The sequence below is a fragment of the Jezberella sp. genome (assembly GCF_964834465.1).
In genome coordinates this window covers 142,761-168,106 of the sequence record NZ_CBAZRM010000001.1, presented here as the reverse complement: position 1 = coordinate 168,106, position 25,346 = coordinate 142,761, and the positions used below count along the sequence as shown (strand labels likewise).

At 53.8% G+C, this 25,346-nt stretch carries 23 protein-coding genes and 2 tRNA genes; 16 read left to right on the top strand and 9 right to left on the bottom strand.

What is annotated here, in order from left to right:
* Positions 1-4: 4 nt before the first annotated feature.
* Positions 5-1,744, top strand: a complete 1,740-nt coding sequence (araD, locus tag AC1W8Y_RS00785; protein ID WP_482012549.1) for an L-arabinonate dehydratase — start codon at positions 5-7, stop codon at positions 1,742-1,744.
* Between the two features lie 6 nt (positions 1,745-1,750).
* On the opposite strand, the gene AC1W8Y_RS00780 is transcribed toward araD, so the two are convergent.
* Positions 1,751-1,826: transfer RNA gene (locus tag AC1W8Y_RS00780), tRNA-His, on the bottom strand.
* A gap of 72 nt (positions 1,827-1,898) precedes the next feature.
* Here AC1W8Y_RS00780 and AC1W8Y_RS00775 point away from each other — a divergent pair.
* Positions 1,899-3,338 carry a phospholipase D-like domain-containing protein gene (locus AC1W8Y_RS00775; RefSeq protein ID WP_482012548.1) on the top strand — a complete coding sequence of 480 codons (1,440 nt, stop codon included), beginning with the start codon at positions 1,899-1,901 and terminating at the stop codon, positions 3,336-3,338.
* A gap of 75 nt (positions 3,339-3,413) precedes the next feature.
* Here AC1W8Y_RS00775 and AC1W8Y_RS00770 read toward each other — a convergent pair whose 3' ends face one another.
* Positions 3,414-4,169, bottom strand: coding sequence for an ABC transporter substrate-binding protein (locus AC1W8Y_RS00770; RefSeq protein ID WP_482012547.1), 756 nt, complete (start codon positions 4,167-4,169; stop codon positions 3,414-3,416).
* A gap of 100 nt (positions 4,170-4,269) precedes the next feature.
* Between AC1W8Y_RS00770 and AC1W8Y_RS00765 the strand changes: the two genes are divergently transcribed.
* Entirely contained in the window at positions 4,270-5,031 is a 762-nt protein-coding gene (locus tag AC1W8Y_RS00765) for a YoaK family protein (RefSeq protein ID WP_482012546.1), read from the top strand.
* 262 nt (positions 5,032-5,293) lie between these two features.
* Here the strand turns inward: AC1W8Y_RS00765 and AC1W8Y_RS00760 are convergent, their stop codons facing one another.
* The gene (locus AC1W8Y_RS00760; RefSeq protein ID WP_482012545.1) at positions 5,294-5,416 is read right to left on the bottom strand and encodes a hypothetical protein; all 123 of its coding nucleotides are present in this window, start codon (positions 5,414-5,416) and stop codon (positions 5,294-5,296) included.
* A 317-nt stretch (positions 5,417-5,733) separates the two neighbouring features.
* Positions 5,734-5,810, bottom strand: a tRNA-Arg gene (locus AC1W8Y_RS00755).
* 67 nt (positions 5,811-5,877) lie between these two features.
* Between AC1W8Y_RS00755 and AC1W8Y_RS00750 the strand changes: the two genes are divergently transcribed.
* The 4 genes from AC1W8Y_RS00750 (at position 5,878) to bamC (ending at position 9,331) form a co-directional block, all read left to right on the top strand.
* Positions 5,878-6,504 carry an L-threonylcarbamoyladenylate synthase gene (locus tag AC1W8Y_RS00750; RefSeq protein ID WP_482012544.1) on the top strand — a complete coding sequence of 209 codons (627 nt, stop codon included), beginning with the start codon at positions 5,878-5,880 and terminating at the stop codon, positions 6,502-6,504.
* A 12-nt stretch (positions 6,505-6,516) separates the two neighbouring features.
* Positions 6,517-7,164, top strand: coding sequence for a site-2 protease family protein (locus tag AC1W8Y_RS00745; RefSeq protein WP_482012543.1), 648 nt, complete (start codon positions 6,517-6,519; stop codon positions 7,162-7,164).
* 105 nt (positions 7,165-7,269) lie between these two features.
* Complete coding sequence (dapA, locus tag AC1W8Y_RS00740; protein ID WP_482012542.1) at positions 7,270-8,178, top strand: 4-hydroxy-tetrahydrodipicolinate synthase; 909 nt, start codon at positions 7,270-7,272, stop codon at positions 8,176-8,178.
* Position 8,179: 1 nt separating this feature from the next.
* The gene (bamC, locus tag AC1W8Y_RS00735) at positions 8,180-9,331 is read left to right on the top strand and encodes an outer membrane protein assembly factor BamC (protein ID WP_482012541.1); all 1,152 of its coding nucleotides are present in this window, start codon (positions 8,180-8,182) and stop codon (positions 9,329-9,331) included.
* Between the two features lie 171 nt (positions 9,332-9,502).
* Here the strand turns inward: bamC and chrA are convergent, their stop codons facing one another.
* The gene (gene chrA, locus AC1W8Y_RS00730) at positions 9,503-10,831 is read right to left on the bottom strand and encodes a chromate efflux transporter (protein ID WP_482012540.1); all 1,329 of its coding nucleotides are present in this window, start codon (positions 10,829-10,831) and stop codon (positions 9,503-9,505) included.
* A 174-nt stretch (positions 10,832-11,005) separates the two neighbouring features.
* On the opposite strand from chrA, the gene AC1W8Y_RS00725 reads away from it, so the two are divergent.
* The 7 genes from AC1W8Y_RS00725 to ureG are packed head-to-tail and all read left to right on the top strand — an operon-like array spanning position 11,006 to position 16,257.
* The gene (locus AC1W8Y_RS00725) at positions 11,006-11,911 is read left to right on the top strand and encodes an urease accessory protein UreD (RefSeq protein ID WP_482012539.1); all 906 of its coding nucleotides are present in this window, start codon (positions 11,006-11,008) and stop codon (positions 11,909-11,911) included.
* A 19-nt stretch (positions 11,912-11,930) separates the two neighbouring features.
* Positions 11,931-12,233: an urease subunit gamma gene (locus AC1W8Y_RS00720; protein ID WP_482012538.1), complete on the top strand. Its 303-nt coding sequence runs from the start codon at positions 11,931-11,933 to the stop codon at positions 12,231-12,233.
* 14 nt (positions 12,234-12,247) lie between these two features.
* Positions 12,248-12,559, top strand: a complete 312-nt coding sequence (locus AC1W8Y_RS00715) for an urease subunit beta (RefSeq protein WP_482012537.1) — start codon at positions 12,248-12,250, stop codon at positions 12,557-12,559.
* Positions 12,556-14,268, top strand: a complete 1,713-nt coding sequence (ureC, locus tag AC1W8Y_RS00710) for an urease subunit alpha (RefSeq protein WP_482012536.1) — start codon at positions 12,556-12,558, stop codon at positions 14,266-14,268. Before AC1W8Y_RS00715 ends, ureC begins: the two co-directional genes overlap by 4 nt.
* Positions 14,269-14,300: 32 nt before the next feature.
* The gene (locus AC1W8Y_RS00705) at positions 14,301-14,921 is read left to right on the top strand and encodes an urease accessory protein UreE (protein ID WP_482012535.1); all 621 of its coding nucleotides are present in this window, start codon (positions 14,301-14,303) and stop codon (positions 14,919-14,921) included.
* On the top strand, positions 14,884-15,639 hold the full coding sequence (locus tag AC1W8Y_RS00700) for an urease accessory protein UreF (protein ID WP_482012534.1): 756 nt from the start codon (positions 14,884-14,886) through the stop codon (positions 15,637-15,639). Before AC1W8Y_RS00705 ends, AC1W8Y_RS00700 begins: the two co-directional genes overlap by 38 nt.
* Positions 15,640-15,642: 3 nt before the next feature.
* Positions 15,643-16,257: an urease accessory protein UreG gene (gene ureG / locus AC1W8Y_RS00695; RefSeq protein WP_482012533.1), complete on the top strand. Its 615-nt coding sequence runs from the start codon at positions 15,643-15,645 to the stop codon at positions 16,255-16,257.
* A 16-nt stretch (positions 16,258-16,273) separates the two neighbouring features.
* Here ureG and AC1W8Y_RS00690 read toward each other — a convergent pair whose 3' ends face one another.
* The 3 genes from AC1W8Y_RS00690 to AC1W8Y_RS00680 form a co-directional block, all read right to left on the bottom strand.
* A complete protein-coding gene (locus tag AC1W8Y_RS00690; RefSeq protein WP_482012532.1) occupies positions 16,274-17,452 on the bottom strand; it encodes a JmjC domain-containing protein in 1,179 nt (392 codons plus the stop codon).
* The gene (mutS, locus tag AC1W8Y_RS00685) at positions 17,449-20,055 is read right to left on the bottom strand and encodes a DNA mismatch repair protein MutS (RefSeq protein ID WP_482012647.1); all 2,607 of its coding nucleotides are present in this window, start codon (positions 20,053-20,055) and stop codon (positions 17,449-17,451) included. The genes AC1W8Y_RS00690 and mutS overlap by 4 nt, the downstream gene beginning before the upstream one ends.
* A 414-nt stretch (positions 20,056-20,469) precedes the next feature.
* The gene (locus AC1W8Y_RS00680; RefSeq protein ID WP_482012531.1) at positions 20,470-20,736 is read right to left on the bottom strand and encodes a metal-sensing transcriptional repressor; all 267 of its coding nucleotides are present in this window, start codon (positions 20,734-20,736) and stop codon (positions 20,470-20,472) included.
* A 531-nt stretch (positions 20,737-21,267) separates the two neighbouring features.
* Between AC1W8Y_RS00680 and mgtA the strand changes: the two genes are divergently transcribed.
* Both mgtA and AC1W8Y_RS00670 read left to right on the top strand, forming a co-directional pair.
* Positions 21,268-24,033, top strand: a complete 2,766-nt coding sequence (gene mgtA / locus AC1W8Y_RS00675) for a magnesium-translocating P-type ATPase (protein ID WP_482012530.1) — start codon at positions 21,268-21,270, stop codon at positions 24,031-24,033.
* 18 nt (positions 24,034-24,051) lie between these two features.
* The gene (locus tag AC1W8Y_RS00670) at positions 24,052-24,672 is read left to right on the top strand and encodes an MgtC/SapB family protein (protein ID WP_482012529.1); all 621 of its coding nucleotides are present in this window, start codon (positions 24,052-24,054) and stop codon (positions 24,670-24,672) included.
* A gap of 97 nt (positions 24,673-24,769) precedes the next feature.
* Here the strand turns inward: AC1W8Y_RS00670 and AC1W8Y_RS00665 are convergent, their stop codons facing one another.
* Positions 24,770-25,345 (bottom strand): TMEM165/GDT1 family protein, encoded by a 576-nt coding sequence (locus AC1W8Y_RS00665; protein WP_482012528.1) that lies wholly within the window; start codon positions 25,343-25,345, stop codon positions 24,770-24,772.
* Position 25,346: the final 1 nt, after the last annotated feature.

Below are 25,346 nucleotides of genomic sequence, written 5' to 3'. Positions count from 1 at the left end.
ACAGATGAGTAACCGCGTCAAAAACCCAGAAGATTTACGCAGCGCACGCTGGTTTTCGCCTGACGATTTGCGCGCATTTGGACATCGATCCCGTGCGATGCAGATGGGCCTTGGTCCTGAGGATTGGGCGGGTAAGCCTGTGATCGGCATTATCAATACATGGTCTGATATCAATCCCTGCCACACGCATTTTAAGCAACGGGTTGATGACGTTAAAAAGGGTGTCTTGCAGGCTGGTGGATTTCCCATCGAACTGCCTGCCCAATCGCTTGCAGAGCAATTTGTGAAGCCGACGACCATGCTTTATCGAAATCTGCTCGCGATGGATGTGGAAGAGCTCTTACGCTGTCACCCCGTGGATGGGGTGGTGCTGATGGGGGGGTGTGACAAGACAACACCAGCGTTGCTGATGGGTGCAACGAGTGCAGGATACCCGGCCATTTACTTGCCAGCTGGGCCCATGTTGAGGGGTAACTGGCAAGGCAAGATATTAGGCTCGGGATCGGATGCCTGGAAGTATTGGGATGACCGGCGCGCTGGTTTGATCAATCAAAAGCAATGGTTGGAGATCGAAGGCGGCATCGCCCGCAGCCACGGAACCTGCATGACAATGGGCACTGCAAGTACCATGACCGCCATCGCTGAGGCGCTTGGCATGACTTTGCCAGGTGCCTCGTCTATCCCCGCCGCAGACTCCAACCATATCCGGATGTCAGCCGAAACGGGGCGCCGTATCGTGGATATGGTGTGGGAGGACCTCACCCCTCAAAAAATCCAAACCCATGGCGCCTTTGAGAATGCCATTGCGGTGGCGATGGCAATGGGATGCTCGACCAATGCCATCATTCATGTGATCGCTCAAGCGAAGCGGGCAGGCTGCAATATCGGTTTAGAGGACTTTGATCGGTTCAGCCGCATTGTCCCTGTCATTGCCAACGTTCGTCCCAGTGGTGACAAGTACCTGATGGAAGACTTTTTTTACGCGGGTGGATTGCTGGGATTGATGACGCAAATCAAACAGCATTTGCACCTCGATGCGTTGACCGTCACAGGCGCAACCGTGGGTGAAAACATTGCAGGCGCTGAGGTTTACAACGAGGATGTGATTAGATCGATCGATAACCCCATCTACGCGGAAGGGGCACTGGCTGTGCTAAAGGGTAATTTAGCGCCCGACGGTTGCGTGATTAAACCGAGTGCATGCCCGGCTCATTTACATCAGCATACTGGCCCCGCGTTAGTTTTTGATGATTATCCGTCGATGAAAGCGGTGATCGACCGTGATGATCTGGACGTCACGGCAGACCACGTGCTGATTCTTCGTAATGCCGGCCCGCTGGGTGGCCCCGGCATGCCAGAGTGGGGGATGTTGCCGATGCCCAAGAAGCTCTTAAAGCAGGGCGTAAGAGATATGTTGCGCCTATCGGACGCGCGAATGAGTGGCACGAGCTACGGCGCTTGCGTGCTGCATATTTCACCCGAGTCTTATGTTGGTGGCCCACTGGCACTCGTTCAGAATGGTGACTTAATCACTGTCGATGTGCCCGCACGGACCATCAGACTAGAGGTCACTGATGAAGAGCTTGCGCAACGCAGAGCGATCTGGAAGGCACCAGAACCGCGCTACGAAAGGGGCTACGGGTGGATGTTTTCTAAACACATCCAACAAGCCCATGAGGGCTGCGATTTCGACTTCTTGCGCACCGATTTTGGTGCACCAGTGCCTGAACCGGATATCTTCTAAAAATGGTGGGGTGACCGATGGGGCTCGAACCCACGACAACCAGAATCACAATCTGGGACTCTACCAACTGAGCTACGGCCACCGAAGAAGCAAAATTTTAGCATGTTTGCGTTGAGAGGGCATTAAGGTGTTCGCGACAGTGTTTGAAAGTTTCATGATCAGTTTCTGGCCGCACATACTTTTTGCGTTCACAACCGTTGCCAGTGCGCTCGCCGTCATACACGCCGCGATGACCAAACGAGATGTACGCGCGGCGATTGGTTGGGTCGCGTTGATTCTGTTTTCCCCTTTGCTTGGGGCAACCATCTATTTCATTGTTGGTATCAATCGCATTCGAAAAGAAAAGGTACTGCAGCAACTGGACAATGCTGTCCGTTTCGAAGAAATTAGGGATCGTCTGCTCGTGAGTGCGGTGAGTGCTTTTTCAGCGCCCCAATTTGCAGCTCAAAAAAAGTTGGGCGACGCCATTGGCCCTTTTCAATTGCTTGGATATAACCAGATTTCACTGATCCCCGGTGGCGACGAAACGTATGCGGCCATGATTCGTGTGATCGAGGGGGCGCAGCAATCGATTGCGGTGCAGTGCTACATCTTCGATCACGACTCGGTGGGTGTACGCATTGCCCAGGCGTTGATCGACGCGAAAGCGCGTGGAGTCGAGGTGCGAGTCTTGATTGATTCGGTGGGTTCCAAGTATTCGCGACCGGCAATTACCCAGATGCTGACCCAAGCAGGTGTAAAAACAGCTCTGTTCATGACCACGTTTTTCGGCTTGAGGCTGGCCTATTCCAACCTGCGTAGCCACCGAAAACTGTTGATTGTTGACGGCGTGCTCGCTCTGACGGGCGGCATGAATATTCGCAAAGCATTCTCGGCAAGTGAGATGGGCGATCACGTGATGCGTGATACGCATTTTGAAGTCCGCGGCCCTGCTGTTCATCAAATGATGTTGAGTTTTGCCCACGATTGGACGTTCACCACCAAGGAATCCCTCGCCGGAGAACCCTGGTTTTTCGCCAACGAACAACTCATCCCAGAGGTCGGCGTGCCGATTCGTTGTGTACCGTCGGGCCCTGACGATGCGAGTTTGTCACATAATCAGCGCATTTTGCTTGGGGCACTGTCCGTCGCTCGTCATCATGTGAGAATACAGTCGCCGTATTTTTTACCCGATCTACAGCTCATTGCTGCGTTATCGACGGCATCTTTGCGCGGTGTCACCGTGGATATCGTGGTGCCAGGTAGCAATAATTTGAAAATGGTGGATGCCGCGATGATGGCGCAATTCGATCAAGTTCTCGGTGCCGGTTGCCGTGTCTGGCGCGCCCAAGGTACCTTTGACCACTCTAAACTTTGCACGATTGACGGCGCTTGGTCGTATGTCGGATCTTCGAATCTCGATCCGCGAAGTCTGCGCTTAAACTTCGAGCTTGATCTTGAAGTATTTGATCAGGTGCTTGCACAGCAAATAGAACAACGCGTCGATGCACTGATCTCCAAGGCCGACCCCATCACAATTGACTTGATTCAAAGTCAAAGCTTCTTCATTCAGTTGCGCAATAAGATCGCATGGCTTTTCTCGCCGTATCTTTAAACCTGCGCTCATGAGCTGGGCAATCCGTACAGTTCGGCAGCCTTTCGTCAGCCAGCGTTTGCAGTGGCTCGTGAGCTAAATCAACGGATCTTGATCTGGGAGAGCTGTGGGTGCCACCGCTGCACCCTCGATGTTATGACGGGTCATCGAGTGTTTAACAAATCCTTCTGCTTTCATTTTTTCAACAAAATGACGTAAAAATGCGGCAGCAGCGGCGCCCCTTTCTTTTGGAATGCCCATGGCCTGGCGAATGACCATAAACCGCTCAGGTAGCAATCTGACCCCTTGAATGCCTTTGGTATCCAGTTGAAGTTGTTGCTTGACCCCGGCAGCCACGTCGATGTGCTGATCTAGAAACGTTGGGACGACCGCCTGAGACGAGTTCGCATGGACAATTTCTGCGTGTTTTAAATGCCGACTCAAAAACAAGTCGTAGGCACTCCCTTTACCAACGACGACTTTTTTGCCAATCACATCAACTTGATCATTTCGAGTGACAGGGTCTGCTGCCCGAACCAAATAAAAACCCTCAATGAGTACATAGGGCCAAGTGAAAGCGATTTCTTTGCCACGTTCGGGGTCGATCGCAAAAAAACCTATATCGGCACGCCCTGAGGTGACGGTTTCGACGGATTTGCCGGCAGTGTTGTTCACCACAAGCTCGACAGGTAAATTCAACTCAGCCCCCAAGGCTCGGGCTAAATCGATAGAAATGCCATAAGGCTGCCCATTACTGTCTACATTGGCAAGTACCGGGTTGCCCATGTTAAGTGACGCACGCAACACGCCAGTCGGTGCGAAGGCTTTCATCAGATCAGGCGTTAGTTTCATCAACAGTCCGATATTGTCAGGTCGTTTGCTTAAAATTAACTATCGAGATATTACCGCAAGGGTATACGATGACTGTCGTTAGTTGGGTATTGGATTAAAGATGCCATTAAATTACTCGAGAAGACTTGCTGGTAATGAGCGCACCAAGGATGCTGACCGCCAACTGGGTTTGATTTTGGCGTTTACCGCAGGGGCGATCAACGCTGGCGGTTTTTTGGCTGTGCAACAGTACACGTCACATATGACGGGGATTGTGTCGGCGATGGCCGACCATGTTGCCTTAGGGGCTTATGACCTCGCATTAGGCGGTGTAGGGGCACTTGGTTCATTTATCTGCGGTGCGGCCTTTTCGGCGCTACTGGTCAACTATTCACGAAGGCACCGCATGCAAAGTGAGTATGCGTTGCCGTTAACGGTAGAAGCGATTCTCTTACTTTGTTTTGGCATGATTGGCAGCTTGTTGACCGATATTCACGGTATTTTCGTGTCGGCAACGGTGATGCTGCTCTGCTTTATCATGGGCTTGCAAAACGCAGTGATCACGAAATTAAGTAATGCTGAAATTCGAACCACGCACATCACGGGGATCGTGACAGACATTGGCATTGAACTCGGTAAGCTGGTGTATCGCAATCAAAAAAAATTAATAGGTGTGCCGTTTGTGCAAGCCAGCCGTCCGAAGCTAAAAATGCTGGTGGCGATGGCCTCGAGTTTTTTTCTGGGGGGATTAACAGGTGCGCTAGGCTTCAAATATGTAGGCTACGCAGTCACCATGCCGCTTGCGACGGTGCTGTTTGCGCTTGTCGCGGTGCCTGTCACCGACGATATCACGCATTTTCTTAAGCATCGCAGGCGGACTTAAAGACGGGGTGGTGCCCGTCCAGCGTGCAACCGACAGCTAGTATTTGCAAGCCTTGCAGCGAAGCAGATACGCATGGTCAGCTAGTAGAGGCTGAGCAAAGCCCCGAGGCGTCAAGACAATATGCTCGCTTGCGCCGTGCATTCTACGATACTGTCAGCGAGCGCATGGGCATTACACCGACATATTTACCGAATATAAGCACGATGCAAAGGGGGCCATTCAAAGGCTAATACAAGAACAGGGTGGGGAGGCTCACGCCGCATTACATCATCCCGATGTTGGTGACATCGATTTGCCTTGGGGTGATGAAGGAACTGGCAAAAGCGACGGTTTCGGGCTGTCTAAACTGTTGAAACACCACCCAGAGGTGGTCAACGATTTGCAAGGCATTCTTTCTTAAATGCACATTGCAAACAAAAGTCAAAACAGAATAAATTTAATGTCTGACAAACACCGCGCAGGCGTTAGGCTGGATTTCGATGATAAAGCTAAAAAGTGGCTTGTCACCGCTTTTGAAAAAAACGAGGGAATCGGCTCTGGTACGAGGTCAGACATTACCAAGATTAGTAGTGGGGATGACACAGCTCGCCCCACTGCCGACTCAGAAAACAGTGTATCTAAGGTTCTTAATAAATACTGCTCATCCCCCGTTAATGGGGTAGAGCCTGAAATGTTTGCCGTGGGGTAGAGCCTATAACTTGATGGTGCCTCCGGCGAGAATCGAACTCACAACCGCCCGCTTAGAAGGCGGGTGCTCTATCCAATTGAGCTACGGAGACACAGAACCCCTATTCTAACTGGTAGTGAGCCCGATTGAAAAACTGAAATTCGTTGTATCGTGACGATATGGCTCAATTATTCACCTTACATCCGCAAAATCCACAAATTAGACTGTTAAAACAAGCCGCTCAGATGATTGACGAGGGTGGGTTGGTTGCGGTCCCGACGGATTCTAGTTATGCCGTGGTCGCAAGGCTGGATGATAAAAATGCGGCGGATAAACTGCGCAAATTGCGCGGATTAGACGATCGCCATCATCTCACCTTGTTGTGCAGAGATCTCACCGACATCAGCCAGTTTGCAAAGCTCGATAATGCACAATTCAGGTTGATCAAGCAAGCCACACCCGGCCCATGGACGTTCATTCTCGATGCATCCAAAGAAGTGCCTCGTCGCGTCTCGCATCCCTCGCGTAAGACCATCGGTATCCGTGTGCCGGATCACCCCATCACTCATGCGTTGCTTGAACAGGCTCAGTCCGCCTTGCTCTCAACGACGCTGATCCCTGAGGGAGAAGATGAGCCGCTGACAGATCCCGAAGAGATCCGTCAACGGTATCAGCATCAGCTGGCCGCCATTCTTGACGCAGGGATTTGCCCCCGACAGGCGACAACCGTTATCGATTTGACGGTGTTGCCGCCAGAGATTGTCAGGCTTGGCAAGGGCGATCCAACCTCACTTGGTCTCGAATAATTCACAGATCCTATGAACGAAATCATTCAAACCATCACGATTTGTGCGTTGCCCGTTATTTTTGCGATTACCTTGCACGAAGCCGCGCACGGCTACGTCGCTAGGCTGTTCGGAGACCCGACAGCTGCTTTGGCAGGCCGAGTGACCCTTAATCCGATGAAGCATATCGATCCCATCGGCACGCTGTTGGTCCCGCTTGGGACGCTGGTGATAGCGGGGTTGGCCGGTGGGGCACCGCTGATCTTCGGCTGGGCGAAGCCTGTCCCCGTTGATTTCGGTCGTCTGCGTCATCCCAAAAAGGACATGCTTTGGGTCGCACTGGCTGGGCCCGCGTCTAATTTGCTGATGGCGATTGCGTGGGCGATCGGACAACGCGTGCTGTTTGACTTAGGAAATCGCGACGAATTCTGGTTTGCGATGGCCTTGGCTGGCATCAAAATCAATCTCGTGCTGATGGCTTTGAATCTGTTCCCGATCCCACCGTTGGACGGTGGCCGGATCGTTTTCAGTTTGTTGCCGAACCGACTTGCTTGGCAATTCGGGCGAATTGAACCTTATGGCATGCTGATAGTCATTGTTCTATTGGCCACGGGAAGTCTGTGGGTCATATTAGAGCCGCTGATGCGTCTGGGTGAGGCGGTTGTCAGATTATTTCTCTGACAACGGTGTATATTTTCTCGTGTCTTGGCGGAATCCGTTAAACTCACCGACAAATTAAATAACACAAGCGCATTTTAGGCTTGCTTCATTATCTTGGACCCTCATATGGTTTCACCGAGCACATCCCCCCAGGGACCTCGTTTTACAGGCAGCATGGTCGCATTGGTTACCCCCATGCACCCTGACGGCAGTCTGGATTTAACCAGTTACCGTCAGCTGATTGACTGGCATGCGCAAGAAGGGACAAACGCCCTTGTTGTGGTTGGCACTTCGGGTGAATCTCCGACCGTGAATGTCGATGAGCACGCCGAGTTGATCAAGATAGCGGTTGAACATGCGGCAAGTCGGTTGCCCGTGATCGCAGGTGTTGGCGCAAACTCAACCAGCGAGGCCATACATTTGGCTGAACATGCTCGGCAAGTGGGTGCTCATGCTGGTTTATCAGTCGTGCCTTACTACAATAAGCCTTCTCAAGAGGGCATGTATCAGCACTTTAAAAAGATTCAAGAGGCAGTCGATTTGCCCACGGTGCTCTACAACGTACCTGGCCGAACGGTTGCGGATTTAGCGCACGACACGGTGCTGCGTCTTGCGCAGATTCCCGGCATTATCGGGATCAAAGATGCGACGGGTGATATTGGTCGCGGTGCGTTACTGATTCGTGATTTGCCTGCAGATTTTCAGGTCATGAGCGGTGATGATGCCACTGCGGCGGCTTTAATGTTGCTTGGCGGCTGCGGCAATATTTCTGTGACTGCCAACATTGCACCGCGTGCTATGAGTGCGTTGTGTGCGGCAGCGCTCGCGGGCGATGTTGCCCGAGTCAGGCAGATCAATGGGCAGCTTGCGCTGCTCAATAAATTGTTATTCGTGGAAGGCAATCCAGTGCCCGTGAAGTGGGCACTGGCGCAAATGGGGCGTATGCCCGGCGGATTAAGGCTGCCTTTGGTCGAATTGGGTTCTCAGTTTCATGCCCCTTTGCGGGCGGCAATGGTTCAGGCGGGGTTGCTTTAATATGAATTTCAAAAATCAAGTGGGTCGAGTGCCTTTGTTCGCACTCTCGTTGTTGGTCGTTACCCTATCGGGCTGCAACAGCTTTGGTCTGGATAGTTTGAAAAGTACCTTGGATGGTGATAATTCAATCAACTACAAAAGCGTTGTCCGAACGGATCCTTTAAGTGTGCCGCCAGACTTGACTCAAGCGGCAGGCGATCCTAAGTTCAAGGCACCAGCCGGTACGACGACTTATTCTCAATATACTCAGCAAACGAAGGCCGATGGTGCCGCCGCATCGTCGAACGCTCAGGCGGCCGTGTTGCCACAGTACAAGGATATACGTGTTGAGCGGGACGGCGACCTGCGTTGGTTGTCAACGACGATCCCACCTGATCAGTTGTATGCAAGAGTGACAGACTTCTTTACTGAGAATGGTTTCGGTATCGAGAATGCCAACCCGAAAGCTGGGCTGATGATCACCAATTGGGCAGAGAATCGGGCCAATATTCCCCAAGATGCTTTGCGCAATTTGCTGGGTGGCTTTCTGGATACGATATATGACAGCGGTACCCGCGATAAGTTTACGGCACGTATAGAACGCGCTGGCAATCGCTCAGAGGTCTATATCTCTCATCGGCATATGGTCGAAGAGAACGCCGGCGCAGCAGCTGAGAGTAGTACTGTCTGGAAAAACGGTCGCGAAGACCCCGGTCTGAACTCTGCCATGATCGCTCGTCTCATGGTGTTCTTGGGTGAAGATGTTGATACTGCTCGCAAAAAGATGGGCCAAGGGAGCGCCAGCCCTCAGACACCAACGGTCACGCCAGCGGGCGACAAAACCAGCCTCGTTATTGCTGACTCTTTTGAGCGTGCCTGGCGTCGTGTCGGTGTGGCCCTCGATTCAGGCGGGTTCACGGTAGATGATCGTGATCGTTCGACGGGCGATTACTTTGTGCGTTACGTCGACTCGGATACAGGTGCTAAACGTGAAGAACCTGGTTTCTTTGATCGACTGTTCGGTGCTAAAAACCCGGGTAAAGCACCAAGCTATCGCCTGCATCTGTCTCAAGGTGGTTCGACCACTGAGGTTACTGTGCTGGACGCCAACGGAAAGCGTGACACAAGCTCGACGGTGCAACGCATGATTGCGGTGTTGGCCGATAAGATCTAACGCTCAGTCGTTCACGCCTTCACTGGCGGGTTAGTAAAAAAAACCGAATCAGCTGATTGATTCGGTTTTTTTTCGAGGTACGAACGTGATCTGGTTAAGTTTCCTGACGTACCTTAGCGCCTACCCTGATGATTGACGTGCCACTTTCGTTAAGTGCTCGTCTCTTAGCATTTACCTCAACGCGTTGACCAACAACCCGAGCACTGCGCTCGCCAGAATGACGTGCATAACGTTTTGTTTAAAGCGGATGAGGGCGAGGCAAGCCAACACGGTCATCAGCACGGCGATCCAGTCGGGTTGAACGCTCAGGCCTTTGGGCCACCAGACATGGTAGGCAAAAAACAGAGCGAGATTCAACATCACACCGACCACTGCGGCAGTGATGGCCGTCAGCTGGGCTTTCAACTTAAGATTGTCATGCGTGCTTTCAATGAAAGGCCCGCCGCCCAGAATCAATAAGAACGACGGCAGAAAGGTAAACCAAGTCACCACGACAGCGGCTGCCGCACCTGCCAGAAACAGTAACTCTGAACCGAATAGCTGCTTGACATACCCACCCACAAAACCAACATAAGCGACCACGATGATCAGTGGGCCGGGCGTCGTCTCGCCGAGCGCCAAACCGTCAATCATTTGCGCAGGGGTCAGCCAGTTGAACGACTCGACCGCCCCTTGATAAACATAGGGCAGCACTGCATAGGCGCCGCCAAAAGTGAGTAGTGCCGCTTTGGTGAAGAACCAGCCCATCTGTGTGAGTGTGTGATCCCAACCCAAAGTCATGGTGAACAGCGCCATCGGGATAGCCCACAACGCCAACCCAACAGCAACGACCGTGCTCAAGCGGTACCAGGAAAATCTGGCGTGAACAGGCGTTGGCGTATCGTCATCAATGATCGCGGGGCCAATCGACACATTGGTTTGAGCGTGGCTATGGCTGCCACTAAAGACCGACGGTAAGCGCTGATTAACAACATAGCCGATGGTTGCCGCCCCGATAATGATCCAAGGAAAGGGCAGATTGGCTGCAAAAATGGCAAAGAAAGAACCTGCTGCGATGGCCCACAAAATGGGGTGCTTCAATGTCCTTGAGCCGATCCGGTAAACCGCTTGTAAGACGATGGCGGTGACGGCGGGTTTGATCCCATAAAACATTCCGCTGACTAAAGGGGTATGACCATAGCCAATATATACCCACGAGAGGCCAATCAGAATGAGAAGTGACGGTAAGACGAACAGGCTGCCCGCGACAATCCCACCCCAAGTCTTGTGCATGAGCCAGCCCATGTAGGTCGCTAACTGTTGAGCCTCAGGCCCAGGCAGCACCATACAATAGTTCAGCGCATGCAAAAATCGTTTCTCTGATATCCAACGGCGCTTTTCAACCAGCTCTTGGTGCATGAGCGCGATTTGACCTGCTGGCCCTCCAAAACTAATAAAACCAAGTTTGAACCAGAAAATAAGGGCATCTTTAAAAGAAATGCTTGACGGGGTTGAAGCCATTTTTGATCAGATCCATTTTGGTGCAAGCGCGGCTCGGCTGAAATTTTTTTGCATATTGCAAAAATAATGAGCATGATGATGCTTTGATCATAAATGATCAGCGGTTGTTTTTTGTGACGGTCACTGAGTTTTGATTAGCCGTGAGGTATTTAATGATGTTGATGGTGTTGGTTGATGCGTGTGATTGAACCCCTGGTAGGTCAGCAGTTCGGTGTAGTCGACTCGGCGGTCACGGGTGCGTTTGCCTCAACGCTTGAACCCATGTCGCCGGGCTGGGCGGCAAAACTTGAGCTGAACTTTGATCGAACCACTGCGGGGACAACTCGACTCAAGCACCAGCACTTGGGGCCGCTGAGAATTCAGAAGGCACTGTATCCCGAAGGCCCTGAGGTTTGTCACGCCATCATTGTGCATCCACCGGGCGGGATTGCTGGTGGTGACCATCTTGAAGTGAGCGGTCTGGTTGATCGCGATAGTCATGGGTTAGTCACCACGCCGTCGGCCGCGAAATGGTACGGATCGGATGCCCAACAGCGCGCGACGCAACGGGTAGACCTGCATATTCAGGGCGCTTTCGAGTGGTTGCCTCAAGAAACCATCGTGTTTGATCGTGCGCGCGTTGACTCGACCATCCAGTTCGATGTCGGGCATGAAGCGAGTCTGGTGGGGTGGGATCATTTGATTTTTGGTCGAAAGGCCTCTGGCGAGTCTTTCGTCACTGGCTGTTTTACGCAATCGCTGAAGCTGTTGCTCGATGGCGAGCTGATCTGGCATGATCGGTTGCGACTCAACGGTGCAGACCCTCTCTTTAATTCAGTCATCGGCTTGCGTGGTTATCATGCGTTTGCTACGGTCTGGGCAGTGCTGCCCGCTGAGCGACAATGGACAGAAGATTTGGTACAAAACTTGCGTGCACGCGATGAATCGATTGTCTGGACGTCAGTACACCCGCGGCTGATCGTGGGTCGTGTGTTGACAGATCCTTTGGTCATTAAATTGATTTTGCAGCAAGCCTGGGCGAATTTGCGTGCCTTGGTGTTTAATCTACCCGCGGTGCCCCCAAGATTGTGGGCGACGTGATTTCAATGACGGAGACCCCATGGATCTGACCCCAAGAGAAAAAGATAAGTTGTTGATTTTTACGGCAGCGCTATTGGCAGAGCGACGGCGTGCTCGTGGTTTGAAGCTGAACGTCCCAGAGTCGATTGCGTTGATTTCAGCCGCAATCATGGAAGGCGCACGTGACGGCAAAACGGTCGCGGTGTTAATGAGCGAGGGGCGCAGTGTGCTGGGGCGCGATGACGTCATGGAAGGCGTGCCTGAGATGATTCCCGACATTCAGATCGAGGCGACTTTCCCTGATGGGACGAAACTGGTGACGGTTCACCAACCCATTCAATAACGCAAGGACAATTCATGATTCCCGGTGAAATGATGGTTCAGGCAGGCGAGATAACAATCAATGTGGGTCGCCCTGTGATTGAAGTCAAAGTGGCGAACACGGGTGATCGTCCCGTGCAGATTGGCTCACATTATCACTTTGCAGAGACTAATGGTTCTTTGCTCTTTGATCGGCAAGCGGCGAGAGGGTTTAGGCTCAATATCCCAGCAGGGACAGCTGTGCGTTTCGAGCCTGGTCAAGAACGCGTCGTTGAACTGGTCGCCTTGGCGGGTGATCGCAAGGTGTATGGTTTTACTGCTGCCGTGATGGGGGCGTTGGACAAATGAAAATCTCACGACAAGCGTATGCAGAAATGTTTGGTCCAACGACCGGTGATCGTTTGCGCCTGGCCGATACGTCGCTGGTAGCCATGATTGAGAAAGACTTCACGATTTACGGGGAAGAGGTCAAATTCGGGGGCGGTAAAGTGATCCGTGATGGCATGGGTCAATCTCAGCGCATGAGCGCTGATTGTGTGGATACCGTGGTGACGAATGCGGTGATCATTGACTGGTGGGGCATTGTTAAAGCCGATATCGGGATCAAGAACGGTCGGATCAGCGGCATTGGCAAAGCAGGCAATCCAGATATTCAACCAGGCGTCACGATTGTGGTGGGGCCTGCGACCGAGGTCATTGCTGCGGAAGGCATGATTGTCACCGCGGGCGGTATCGATAGCCATATCCACTTTATTTGTCCACAACAAATTGAAGAAGCGCTGAGCTCAGGTGTGACCACGATGATTGGTGGTGGCACAGGGCCCGCAACCGGCACGTTTGCAACGACGGTGACCCCGGGCCCATGGCATTTGGCGCGTATGCTGCAAGCGATGGAATCCTACCCCATTAATGTCGGTTTACTGGGTAAAGGCAACGTGTCATTACCGGGCCCCTTGACCGAACAGATTGAAGCCGGCGCGGTTGGCTTAAAGCTTCATGAAGACTGGGGCAGCACGCCTGCCGCGATTGATAACTGCCTGACGGTCGCAGATCAAACGGATACCCAAGTGGCGATCCATACCGATACTCTGAACGAGTCTGGTTTTGTGGAAGCCACACTGGATGCGATTAAAGGTCGCGTGATTCACACGTACCACACCGAGGGTGCTGGTGGGGGGCATGCGCCTGACATTATTCGTGTCTGCGGCGAGTCGAACGTGTTGCCGTCGTCCACCAATCCGACGCGACCCTTCACGATTAATACCTTGGATGAGCATCTGGATATGTTGATGGTTTGCCATCATCTCGATGCTTCGATTGCCGAAGATATCGCGTTTGCTGAAAGCCGCATTCGCCGAGAAACGATCGCGGCTGAGGATATCCTGCATGATATCGGTGCGTTTTCGATGATTTCTTCTGATAGCCAGGCGATGGGGCGTGTGGGCGAGGTCATCATGCGGACGTGGCAGACTGCACACAAGATGCGCGAGCAACGCGGGTCGATGAGTGAGCCTGGTTTTTCAGATCCATCGACGAGTGACAACGCTCGTATCAAGCGCTACGTGGCGAAATACACCATCAATCCCGCGATCACCCACGGCATGGCGCATGAGATCGGCTCGATCGAGGTCGGTAAATTCGCAGATCTGGTTTTCTGGCGACCCGCCTTCTTTGGGGTGAAGCCATCGACGGTGGTCAAGGGGGGCATGATTGCGATGGCGGCGATGGGCGATCCCAATGCTTCGATCCCTACGCCCCAACCGGTGCACTATCGGCCACAATTTGGCGCGGCACCCAGCGCCATTGGGTCTAGTTGCATCACTTTCTTATCGCACGCCGCGATTGAGAAGGGATTACCTGAGCGCTTGGGTTTGCAGCGTCAGATTGCTGCGGTGCATGGCATCCGCCACATCAGCAAGGCCGATATGAAACTCAACGATGCGACACCCAAAATCACCGTTAGCCCGGAAAACTACAAAGTCTATGCCGATGGGGTGTTGCTCGATTGTCCACCGGCCGAGGTTTTGCCGATGGCTCAACGATACTTTCTCTTTTAATCCCCTGACCAATGAAGTGAGAGACTGACGACATGGCCTTGATGTTCAATACCCGCCGGTCAGCCATGGATCCTGAAATCCAGGCAGAAATGGATAAGCTGTCGACGCCTTGGCCGGTGCTATCGCTCACCTGGGCAGATAGACAGCGATCGCGACTGGCAGCGATGCTTCCCAACGGCAAAGCGGTCGCTGTCATTTTGCCCCGCGGTGAACAGCTGCAAGCGGGTGATCTGCTGTGTGGTGATGCCGGTGAACGACTGTGGATTCAGGCCGCAGAACAAGAGCTTTATAAGATCACTGCCCCCAATGCCTTTGAGTTGATGCGCACGGTTTACCATTTAGCTAATCGACACGTTAAAGCGATGCTGTCAGCCGAAGCGGTCTACATCGAGCCGGATTCAGTGCTAGCTGATATGGTGCGTGGGTTGGGTGGTCATGTTGAGATGGTGTATCAGGCTTTCTTGCCTGAAGGTGGGGCCTACGCCACAGGTCACGTGCATGGGCCACATTGCAACCATGGAGATCACCACGGCCACGGTGCATCAAGTAGTCACGGGCATCATCACGGCGACGACCCTGCCTTATCCGCAGAAGACCATGCGCGGGGCAACTTAGGTGAGCAATTGTCTATTGCAGCGCATGCCCGCAAATAAGCTCGATTCATTGTTGGCGGCTTTGCATCTAGCCAGTCCTGCCTTGCCTGTGGGCGGGTTTGCCTATTCACAGGGTCTTGAGCAAGCGGTAGAAGATCGTTGGGTCACGAATGCCGCCCAGGCGTTTACGTGGATCAGCGATGTCATGTTGCTTAGTCTGGCTCGGCAAGAACTACCTCTTTGGCGTTTGGTCTATCAAACGTGTTCAGATAATGAACTTGGCAAGCAGCAACCATCGGATCAGTCCTCAGCATCCGCCGTTGATGCATCGATGGTCGTTGAGCTAAATCAGCAACTGACGGCATTAAGAGAAACCTCAGAACTCAAGCTCGAATCCATGCAAATGGGGCACTCAATGGCTAAGCTGTTTAAACAGTGGTCACAAGGCACACAGCTGGTTGAGATGATGCCCGTGATCGAATGGACGTATCCGGCAGCACATGCCGCCCTGTCGGCGATAACGGGTATTGACGAAGAGATGGCTTTGACCGCCTATCTCTGGAGTTGGCTAGAGAACCAAGTACTTGCTGCCGTCAAAATCGTGCCGCTCGGGCAAATCGATGGTCAGTTGCTGTTACACCGTTTAAAGCCAGTCGTCTCTCAAGCCATGAGCATTGCCAAAAACACCTCACCCGATGAACTGGGCTCGGCCGCCATTGGTTTGGCGGTCACCAGCACCCGCCACGAAACTCAATATAGCAGACTATTCAGGAGCTAACACATGCAGTCCTCAAATCCTTTACGCGTTGGCGTCGGCGGGCCAGTGGGCTCTGGCAAGACCACCTTGGTCGAAGTGTTGTGCAAACGTATGCGCGATCAATACAAACTTGCAGTGGTCACCAACGACATCTATACGAAAGAGGATGAGAGACTCTTGGTGGCGGCTGGGGCGTTACCCGCAGAGCGCATCATGGGGGTTGAGACAGGGGGGTGTCCGCATACGGCTATCCGTGAGGATGCATCCATTAATCTCGAAGCCATTGATCGCATGCAAAAAAGGTTTCCCGATCTCGATCTGATTTTTATTGAATCCGGGGGCGACAACCTAGCTGCCACCTTTAGCCCAGATTTATCCGATCTGACCATTTATGTCATCGATGTCGCCGGTGGCGAGAAAATACCCCGTAAAGGTGGGCCCGGTATCACCCGCAGTGATCTGCTCGTGATCAATAAGACGGATTTGGCACCTTACGTTGGGGCTAACCTTGACGTGATGCGGCACGACACCGAACGCATGCGGGTTGATCGTCCGTGGGTGATGACCAATCTCAAAACAGGCGAGGGTGTTGATGAAGTTATCGCTTATATCGAGCGGGCGGGGTGTTTGAAGACCTAATGCTTGATTGTGATGTTCAATTCATGCGATCTGCTAAAACCACCCAACCAGCATTGACCCAATCATCGAGCGCATCTAGCGCTTGATTTGACAGAGTCGACGCTGCTCGCGTATCCATGGGCAAGACTCGTTGATCAGCAAGCAGTTTGAGCCCTGCTTCGGGTTTGCATGGCGCAACCTCACCGTTGACAAACAATTGATTGCCGCGATAAAGCATTCTTGTGCGTCGATCCAACAGCCAGTGAGTACCGAAATCCTCATCAATGTCATCCTGAGCAGCAAACACAGCAGCCTGATTGGGCTCAGTGAGCCAGCACCCTAAAAATCTTGTCGCCAGCGAGTCATCAAATTTGATCTTACTGACGGCTTGTACCGCCGCTTTGACCAATTGCTCGGGTAGCTCTGCGGGTTTGGCCGTGGCGGACTGCTTGGGATCGCGATACAGTTGTCCAAGGGCGGGGCCAGGCAACGCGGGCTCAGCATAGGGCCCGCCGCTTAACCCCAGCCGTGCAAGGACTTGATCGGCGGCGGCTTCGAGCATTCCCCTCGCCAAGGCAGCTTCGTCAGGTGCTCTGAAACCGATAGAGATGGTCATGCATTCATCCAAAGCGACACCATCGTGCGCCGCTTGAGGGGGCAGATACAGCATATCGCCGGGCTCAAGAATAAATGTTTGTTCTGGCTGAAATGACTGCAAAATTTTTAAAGGCAAATCAGGGACGAGGGTGAGGTCTTTTTGTTGCCCAAACTGCCAGCGACGATGACCATGCGCTTGCAACAAAAACACATCGTAGCTATCGAAATGCGGGCCGACACCGCCACCGGCGGTAGCCAGGCTGATCATCAGGTCATCCAGACGCGCGTCAGGTACAAACCGAAACTGATGCATCAGTGACGCCGCGGCATCGTCGTGAATGTCGACGCTCTGCACGAGCAGCGTCCAATCAGGTTCAGCCATTTTAGGTAATCGGCCAAAGGGGCCGTTCTCCATTTGCCATTGATCTGCTTCGCGCCAGATCAAACGTGATTCGACATCATCTTCTTTGGCCAATTTCTTTAAACCAGCGATGGAGACGGGCGGTTTAAAGGCCGGAAAAGCCTGCCGCACTAGCAGAGGTTTCTTCTGCCAATAGGTTTTCATGAACTCGGCGGGCGTGAGTCCACCAAGCAGGGCGAGCGGTTGGTTGGGATTCATTCGATGATCTTTTTCAGTTGATAAAGCGCCTCAAGCGCTTCGCGTGGGCTTAGCGTGTCAGGATCCAAAGCAGTCACGGCAGCTTGCAGGGCCTTGAACGTATCGGCTTGCTGTTGAGCCACGAGGTCGGATATTTCATCGGTTGGGGCGACGGTAAACAGACCGAGTTGTGGGGTGGGGGCCCCTTGCGACTCAAGCCTTTCAAGTTCGCGAGTGGCGTGTCGGATGACCGAAGCCGGAATGCCCGCGCGCTGAGCCACCTGTATCCCGTAACTGCGACTGGCCGGGCCATCTCTGACTTCATGCAAAAACACAATACCCGAGGGGGATTCAGCCGCGGCCAGGTGGACGTTGGCAGACGTGGCGTTCTCACTGGGTAACCGTGTGAGCTCAAAATAATGCGTCGCGAACAAGGTTAAGGCACGGTTATGGGTGAGCAACCGATAAGCAATCGCCCAAGCCAGAGACAAGCCGTCGTAGGTTGATGTGCCACGACCAATTTCGTCCATCAAGACAAGACTTTGAGGTGTGCTTGACGCCAGAATGGCAGCCGCTTCGGTCATCTCCATCATGAAGGTGGATCGTCCGCCCGCCAAATCATCAGCTGCCCCGATACGCGTGAAGATTCTGTCGATGGGGCCAATACGCACGCGTTTGGCTGGCACAAAACTGCCAATACGGGCTAACAACGCAATCAAAGCGATTTGGCGCATGTACGTTGATTTACCCCCCATATTGGGGCCGGTGATGATGAGCATGGCTCTTTGTTCGCTCAAAGCGCAGCTGTTAGGCGTGAAGCGTTCGATCGCTCGCTCAACCACCGGATGACGTCCGAGTTCGATGTCGATACCTGGCTTGTCGTCTAGCGCTGGTGACACCCAATCGTGATGCTGTGCATGATGTGCCAAGGCCACTAAGGTATCTAGCTCAGCGCAGGTGGCCGCACTCGTCGCCAACACTGACACCATGGGGGTGAGTTGCTCGAGCAAGGCATCGAACAACATTTTTTCTCTCGCCAGCGCGCGGTCTTGCGCTGATAGGACTTTATCTTCCCAAGCTTTCAGTTCGGGGGTGATATAACGTTCGGCGTTTTTGAGGGTCTGTCGTCGACGGTAATCGTCAGGTACCTTGTCGGCTTGAGCACGGCTGACTTCGATGAAAAAACCGTGTACCCGATTGAACTCGACTCTCAGTGTCGCAATGCCAGTGCGCTCACGCTCGCGAGCTTCAATTTGCAATAAATAACTACCGTTATCCGTCGAGATGGTTCTGAGCTCATCAAGGTCAGCATCGTAACCGGCAGCGATCACACCGCCATCTCGCACCATGGCCGCGGGTTCTTCTGCAATGGCACGTGACAATAACGGGTGCAGACCATCGGGTGGTAAGAGTGTTGAGGCTAACTGACTCAGGTGTTGTCCTGAAGGACCTTGCTGACTTGCTTTGAGCAACTGTTGCTCAATGATGGGCAACGCGGTTAGTGCGTCGCGCAGACTGGCAAGCTCTCGAGGACGAACCGAAAGCAGTGCGATTCGCGTGGCGATGCGTTCAAGATCGGGAAGCTTATTCAGCGAATCACGCAGCGATTGCAAAATCGGCATGGCATGCAGATGATCTGCCTCAGCGACATTGACTGACATCAAGCAAGCAATCGATTGTTGGCGCCTTCTGACAACCGGGTTGTCCCGCAACGGGTGATGCAACCAGCGTCTGAGCAGGCGACTGCCCATCGGTGTGCAGCACGTATCAAGAATCGAAAACAGGGTGGGTGACTCTTCGCCTGCCAAGGTCTGCGTCAATTCAAGATTGCGCCGTGTTTGCGGATCCATCAGCACATACTGACTGGCTCGGTCGGCTTGCAGCGCTTGGATGTGTGACAGTGCTTGCGTTTGTGTTCGTCCCGCATAGCGCAACAGCGCGCCAGCTGCGCATTGCGCCACCGGCAGATCGTCGATGTCAAAGCCTGAGAGGGATTGAGTCTTGAAGTGCGCTAACAAGGTTGCTTGTGCCTGCTCAGCCTCGAAGTGCCAGGGCGGGGCTTTGGCGATTGAGCAGTTAACCGTTAGTTGTTGCTCTGCGTCGTCAGCGAGGATGATTTCTGCGGGGTCGATGCGGTGCAGTTCTGAATCTAAGGCCTCGATCGCACACTCTGACAGCCTGAACTCGCCACTCGCCAAATTGAGCCAGGCGATCCCGGCGCGGGGTGTCTTGTAGCCCTTTCGCGGCACGAACACGGCAGCCAGTATCCGATCAGACTTTGCCGGCAACAACGCATCATCGGTGAGCGTGCCTGGTGTGACGATTCGCACAATCTTGCGCTCGACGGGCCCTTTGCTGGTCGCCGGGTCGCCGATCTGTTCGCAAATCGCCACCGACTCGCCTTGCGCCACGAGCTTGGCAAGGTAGCCTTCAGCCGCGTGGTAGGGCAAACCGGCCATGGGGATGGGTGAGCCGTTCGACGTACCGCGGCGAGTCAGCGTCAAGCCAAGCAGCTTTGCCCCTCGCTCAGCGTCTTCGTAGAACATTTCATAAAAGTCGCCCATCCGATACAGCAAAAGCAAGTGCCCCGCTTCGGCTTTAAGACGCAGGTACTGCTGCATCATCGGCGTATGAGCAATTGGCTCTTTTTCTTGTGATTTCAATTTGAAAAATCCGTTTAAAATCAAATAGTTACGTCATTTTAACCAAAAAATCATGCAACAGGTATAACGTATCCTATAGATAAAATCGATGGGCGACTTATTGGCTTGCAATGAAAGAAAAATATTGTTTTAAAACATCAACTTACGAAATTGCTCAAAATCAAGCTGCTCAAAAAATAGGCGATTTATATGGCAGACCGATGCAAAATGTGAGGCTGAAATGGGGACCGTAGGGGGACTAAATTTCGAATTCTGAAGCCGAGGAAATTTTAGTCCCCCTCAATTTTCATAGGGTCTTTCTGCCTGCTACTGAGGCTGCTCTCATGCTGCGATAAATCACCCAAAGGAGCGATTTCTCCTTTGATCGCGCTTGTCTCAAAGGTATTTGGTAATTTCTTTGAATTCGCGCACGGCTGTTTCAGCCGTTGCAGCATCGCGCACCGAACTATCCAAACAATGGTCAATATGGTCGTGGACCAAAGTTTTCTTGGCGTTGACGATGGCCTTTTCAACGGCCTGAAGCTGCTGGGCGATTTCTAAGCACCCACGGCCGTCCTCCAGCATTGTCACGATGCTTTTGAGGTGACCCTGAGCACGTTTGAGACGCTTGACAACTTCAGTATGGGGTGGATGATCCTGCATGCGCGCATCCTATCCTCCAGGGGGGGATATTGCAACTAGGGCATTCCCGTGGTAAATTCGAGGTTCTTCAACAACGGAGTTTGACCTGTGGACAGTTCCAGTTGTCGATCGCTGATCGACATCGCACAGGCAAGGCACTCCGGCGCGTGACAACCGCCGCTGCCCTGCCTAAAACGGCGGGCAGTGGCTCATTGGCGACCTAATAGGGTCTCCCCACTCCCAAAAACATCAATCGGCTGGGCTGTGCCCGGCCATGCCGCGTATGCGCGACGGCAGGGGGGGTAGTCATGAACAAAACGCACCGCATTGCGCCCATCCGGGGGGTAGAAGGCGCACGGACAAAAGGTCGGCCATTCGTTCCACGCGGTCGGGCTTCAAGCTCCGAACCCGGCGCCTAGTGCCCAATATTGAGCCGCACGTGAAATGACGCGGCCTGATCAATCCATTCACTTTGAATATCCAAATGAACCTTCCGTCTAGGCTGCCGCCGTCCTGATCACATGGGGACGGCGGCGAAACAAGGAGAAAAACATGCCAATGTCCTTTGTAAAAGAACTCTTCGCGGGCTTTGTCCGCACGCGCGGCATCGGCCGCCACTTCCGTCGCCTCGTCCTGCTTGAAGGGCTCGGCGGCCCCGCGGCCACTCACGAGGTCCCGCCCTCGCTGGCTCAGGAGTTGTCGGCCGCTTCCAAAAGTGAGCCGGCGGCGCTGCTGGATCGACTGCAGTCCCATTCAGATGGTCTGAGCGCCTCCCAGGCGGAACGGGTCCGCGAGCGTGTCGGTCCCAACGTGGTCGAACAGGAACGGTCACTGCCGTGGTGGCTGCACTTGTGGCACTGTTACAAAACCCCATTCGATCTGCTGCTGACCCTGCTTGCGGCGGTGTCCTTTGTGACCGAGGACATGAAGGCCACCATCGTGATCGGTTCGATGGTGGTGATTTCCGTGGCAATCCGCTTTTGGCAGGAGCGCAAGTCCAACATAGCTGCCGACAAACTCAAGGCGATGGTGAGCAACACCGCGACGGTCCTGCGCCGAGATGCGGCCGAAGATGCTGCAGAGGAAGCGCTGCGTTATTTCGAGGTTCAGTTGCATCCCAAGCCCGCGCGGCGCGTGGAGATCCCCATCGCCGATTTGGTTCCGGGAGACGTTGTCATGCTGTCGGCTGGCGACATGATTCCGGCCGATTGCCGTTTGCTTTCGGCCAAGGACCTGTTCGTCGCTCAATCGGCCATGACCGGAGAATCGCTCCCGGTGGAAAAGTTTGCGGCGCAACGCAACTTGGACGCGAGCAATCCCCTGGACCTGGAAAACATTCTCTTCATGGGCACAAATGTGGTCTCAGGTGCAGCTTCTGCAGTCGTGGTGAACACCGGCGCGCGCACGTATTTCGGCGCGCTTGCGCAACGGGTGACTGCCAGTGATCGCGCTCCCACCCAGTTTCAAGCGGGTGTCAACAAGGTCGCATGGCTTTTGATCCGCTTCATGTTCATCATGTCGCCGCTGGTGCTTTTCATCAACGGCTTCACCAAGGGCGATTGGACAGAAGCGTTTCTCTTCGCCATGTCAATCGCCGTGGGTTTGACCCCCGAGATGCTCCCCATGATCGTCACTTCGACGCTCGCCAAAGGCGCGGTGGCGCTCTCTCGCCGAAAGGTCATCGTCAAGCGCTTGGATGCCATTCAGAATTTTGGAGCGATGGATGTGCTTTGCACGGACAAGACCGGCACGCTCACCCAGGACAAGATTTTTCTCTCTCGCCACACCGACATTTGGGGAGAAGACTCGGACGATGTGCTGGAGGCGGCATATCTGAACAGCTATTACCAGACGGGTCTAAAAAATCTGCTGGATGTGGCCGTTCTGGAACACACCGATGTTCACAGGGAGCTCAACCCCGCCACGAATTTCCGAAAAGTCGATGAGATTCCTTTCGACTTCCAACGCCGACGCATGTCTGTGGTGGTCGCGGAGCACGAGGACCATCACATGCTGATCTGCAAAGGCGCTGTGGAAGAGATTCTGGCGGTGTGCGACAAGGCGCGCCATGGCGATGCCGACGAGCCGCTGACCCCTGAGTTGTTGGCCCGCGTGCGCGAGGTGACAGCCGACCTCAACGAAGATGGTTTGCGTGTGGTGGCGGTCGCAGCCAAAGAGCTGCCGCCGACGAAAGACTCTTATGGAGTGGCCGACGAGTCGGGCCTCACTCTGATTGGCTATGTCGCATTCCTCGACCCACCGAAAGAGACCACGCGGCCCGCTTTGGAGGCCTTGGCTGCCCATGGTGTGAAAGTCAAAGTGCTCACTGGCGATAACGGGCTGGTGACATCCAAGATTTGCCGGGAAGTGGGTTTGATCGATCAGACAGCGGTGTTGGGTTCTGACATCGAACACATGGATGACGCTGCTCTTGCCAAGACTGTCGAAGAGCATTCCATCTTCGCCAAACTCACTCCTACGCACAAGGAGCGGATCGTGCGCATGCTCAAAGCCAACGGGCACGTAGTCGGATTCATGGGCGACGGTATCAACGACGCGCCAGCGCTTCGCGCCGCCGACATCGGCATTTCGGTCGATTCAGCCGTGGACATTGCCAAGGAGGCGGCCGACATCATTCTGTTGGAGAAGAGCCTGATGGTGCTCGAAGAGGGTGTGATCGAAGGCCGCAAGACCTTTGCCAACATGCTCAAATACATCAAGATGACGGCCAGCTCGAATTTTGGCAACGTCTTCTCGGTGTTGGTAGCCAGCGCCTTCATACCTTTCCTGCCGATGCTGCCCATGCACTTGCTGGTCCAGAACCTGCTTTACGATTTCTCGCAAGTCGCCATCCCCTTTGACAATGTGGATGAGGAGCTGGTCACTGAACCGCAGAAGTGGAATCCCGCTGACATTGGCCGCTTCATGCTGTTCTTCGGCCCGGTCAGTTCAATATTCGACATCCTGACTTACCTGATGATGTGGTTTGTCTTTGGCGCCAATTCGGCTGAACACCAAACCCTGTTCCAGTCGGGCTGGTTCGTCGAGGGCTTGATGACCCAAACGCTGGTGGTTCACATGATTCGCACCCGCAAGATCCCGTTTTTGCAAAGCAGGCCAGGCACGCCGCTGTTGGTTGCCACCCTGGTCATCATGGCCATAGGCATCTTTATTCCGATGGGGCCGTTGGCGGGCTACTTCAAGATGCAAGAGCTGCCGTGGACGTATTTCCCGCTGCTTGCGCTCATGTTGGTGGGCTACATGATTCTGACGCAGATGATGAAGACGTATTACACGCGCCGTTTTGGCTGGCAGTGAAGCGGCTGGGGAAGCAATATGCAAATTGTCGAAAACCTCAATCTGGCGTCCGCCCTCGACACATGCGTCAGCCTTGCCGCTGCCTTTGTCTTGGGCGGGATCATCGGCCTGGAGCGCCAATACCGCCAGCGGACAGCAGGACTGCGCACGAATGTGCTGGTTGCGCCGGGCTCGGGTGTGATCATGCGCGAGGAAGGGAATGTGCGCGGACTCAATACAGCCGCAACCTTGTGGGGTTCGGCGGCGGTAGGGGCGTGCGCGGGCGCGGACCTGATTGTGGAGGCGATCCTGGCGACGGTGTTCGTCTTGGCCGCCAACACATTACTGCGCCCCGTGGTCAATCGGATCAATCGCCAGCCGATGGACACCAACGCAGTGGAAGTTACCAATACGGTCTACGTCATTGCACCGCGCACGCGTCAGAAAGAGGCCATGCAACGGCTTGAATCCGCGTTGGAGACCGCCGACTATCCGACGCGGGGTTTGGTGGTTCATGCCTTTGGCGAAGACGCCGTGGAAATAGAAGCCGTGTTGGCGGCTACTGCCATCGAAGGCGCGCAAATGGATGCGGTGATTCAAGAATTGTCATCTTTGGACTGTATTAGCCAAGCATTCTGGAGTCCCAGCACCACTGAATAGAGCGAACGAGGCTTGGTAAAGAATTTTCATAGGCTTCTTGGCGTCGCGGCAGGGATTCAAGCTGGCAGTTCAAAAGTTTTTGATTTGAACCGCAATCTCACTTGATCCAGGTGTCAACTTGCAACAAGGCCAGCACGCCCATCACAGCAAACATTGCCGCCGCGATGGAGTGCACCAGTTTCATCGGAATCTTTTTGGAGAAACGGTCGCCCACAAATACGGCTGGCACATCGGCGATCAGCATGCCAAGCGTGGTTCCAATCACCACCATAACTGGGTTGGGGAAATGGGCTGCCATGGCCACCGTGGCGATCTGCGTCTTGTCGCCCATCTCGGCAAGGGAGAAAGTCACGAGCGTCGCTCCGAAGACTCCCAGGTGATTGGCAACTTGGGTTTCCTCCTCTTCGATCTTGTCGGGGATCATGGTCCAAATGGCCATGCCAATGAACGAGAGGCCAACAACCCAACGCAAGGTCTCTGGGGTCAACGTAGAGGTGATCCAAGCGCCCACCGCACCGGCCAGACCGTGGTTGACGATGGTCGCGCAGAAGATAGCGGCGATGATGGGAAGGGGTTTCTTGAATCGTGCTGCCAGAACGAAGGCAAGCAGTTGGGTCTTGTCGCCGATTTCCGCGAGGGCGACGACGCCCATTGAAGTAAGTAGAGCTTCCATT

Excerpts from the sequence above, each read along its gene's own strand:
- AC1W8Y_RS00680 (WP_482012531.1), bottom strand. The coding sequence starts at position 20,736 with ATGCAGGATCATCCACCCCATACTGAAGTTGTCAAGCGTCTCAAACGT.
- AC1W8Y_RS00765 (WP_482012546.1), top strand. The coding sequence starts at position 4,270 with ATGCCATTAAATTACTCGAGAAGACTTGCTGGTAATGAGCGCACCAAG.
- AC1W8Y_RS00705 (WP_482012535.1), top strand. The coding sequence starts at position 14,301 with ATGGCCTTGATGTTCAATACCCGCCGGTCAGCCATGGATCCTGAAATC.
- AC1W8Y_RS00670 (WP_482012529.1), top strand. The coding sequence starts at position 24,052 with ATGCAAATTGTCGAAAACCTCAATCTGGCGTCCGCCCTCGACACATGC.
- araD (WP_482012549.1), top strand. The coding sequence starts at position 5 with ATGAGTAACCGCGTCAAAAACCCAGAAGATTTACGCAGCGCACGCTGG.
- AC1W8Y_RS00690 (WP_482012532.1), bottom strand. The coding sequence starts at position 17,452 with ATGAATCCCAACCAACCGCTCGCCCTGCTTGGTGGACTCACGCCCGCC.
- AC1W8Y_RS00720 (WP_482012538.1), top strand. The coding sequence starts at position 11,931 with ATGGATCTGACCCCAAGAGAAAAAGATAAGTTGTTGATTTTTACGGCA.
- AC1W8Y_RS00725 (WP_482012539.1), top strand. The coding sequence starts at position 11,006 with ATGCGTGTGATTGAACCCCTGGTAGGTCAGCAGTTCGGTGTAGTCGAC.
- AC1W8Y_RS00770 (WP_482012547.1), bottom strand. The coding sequence starts at position 4,169 with ATGAAACTAACGCCTGATCTGATGAAAGCCTTCGCACCGACTGGCGTG.
- AC1W8Y_RS00745 (WP_482012543.1), top strand. The coding sequence starts at position 6,517 with ATGAACGAAATCATTCAAACCATCACGATTTGTGCGTTGCCCGTTATT.
- chrA (WP_482012540.1), bottom strand. The coding sequence starts at position 10,831 with ATGGCTTCAACCCCGTCAAGCATTTCTTTTAAAGATGCCCTTATTTTC.
- bamC (WP_482012541.1), top strand. The coding sequence starts at position 8,180 with ATGAATTTCAAAAATCAAGTGGGTCGAGTGCCTTTGTTCGCACTCTCG.
- ureG (WP_482012533.1), top strand. The coding sequence starts at position 15,643 with ATGCAGTCCTCAAATCCTTTACGCGTTGGCGTCGGCGGGCCAGTGGGC.
- mutS (WP_482012647.1), bottom strand. The coding sequence starts at position 20,055 with ATGATGCAGCAGTACCTGCGTCTTAAAGCCGAAGCGGGGCACTTGCTT.
- AC1W8Y_RS00715 (WP_482012537.1), top strand. The coding sequence starts at position 12,248 with ATGATTCCCGGTGAAATGATGGTTCAGGCAGGCGAGATAACAATCAAT.
- mgtA (WP_482012530.1), top strand. The coding sequence starts at position 21,268 with ATGCCAATGTCCTTTGTAAAAGAACTCTTCGCGGGCTTTGTCCGCACG.
- ureC (WP_482012536.1), top strand. The coding sequence starts at position 12,556 with ATGAAAATCTCACGACAAGCGTATGCAGAAATGTTTGGTCCAACGACC.
- AC1W8Y_RS00665 (WP_482012528.1), bottom strand. The coding sequence starts at position 25,345 with ATGGAAGCTCTACTTACTTCAATGGGCGTCGTCGCCCTCGCGGAAATC.
- AC1W8Y_RS00750 (WP_482012544.1), top strand. The coding sequence starts at position 5,878 with ATGGCTCAATTATTCACCTTACATCCGCAAAATCCACAAATTAGACTG.
- AC1W8Y_RS00775 (WP_482012548.1), top strand. The coding sequence starts at position 1,899 with ATGATCAGTTTCTGGCCGCACATACTTTTTGCGTTCACAACCGTTGCC.
- dapA (WP_482012542.1), top strand. The coding sequence starts at position 7,270 with ATGGTTTCACCGAGCACATCCCCCCAGGGACCTCGTTTTACAGGCAGC.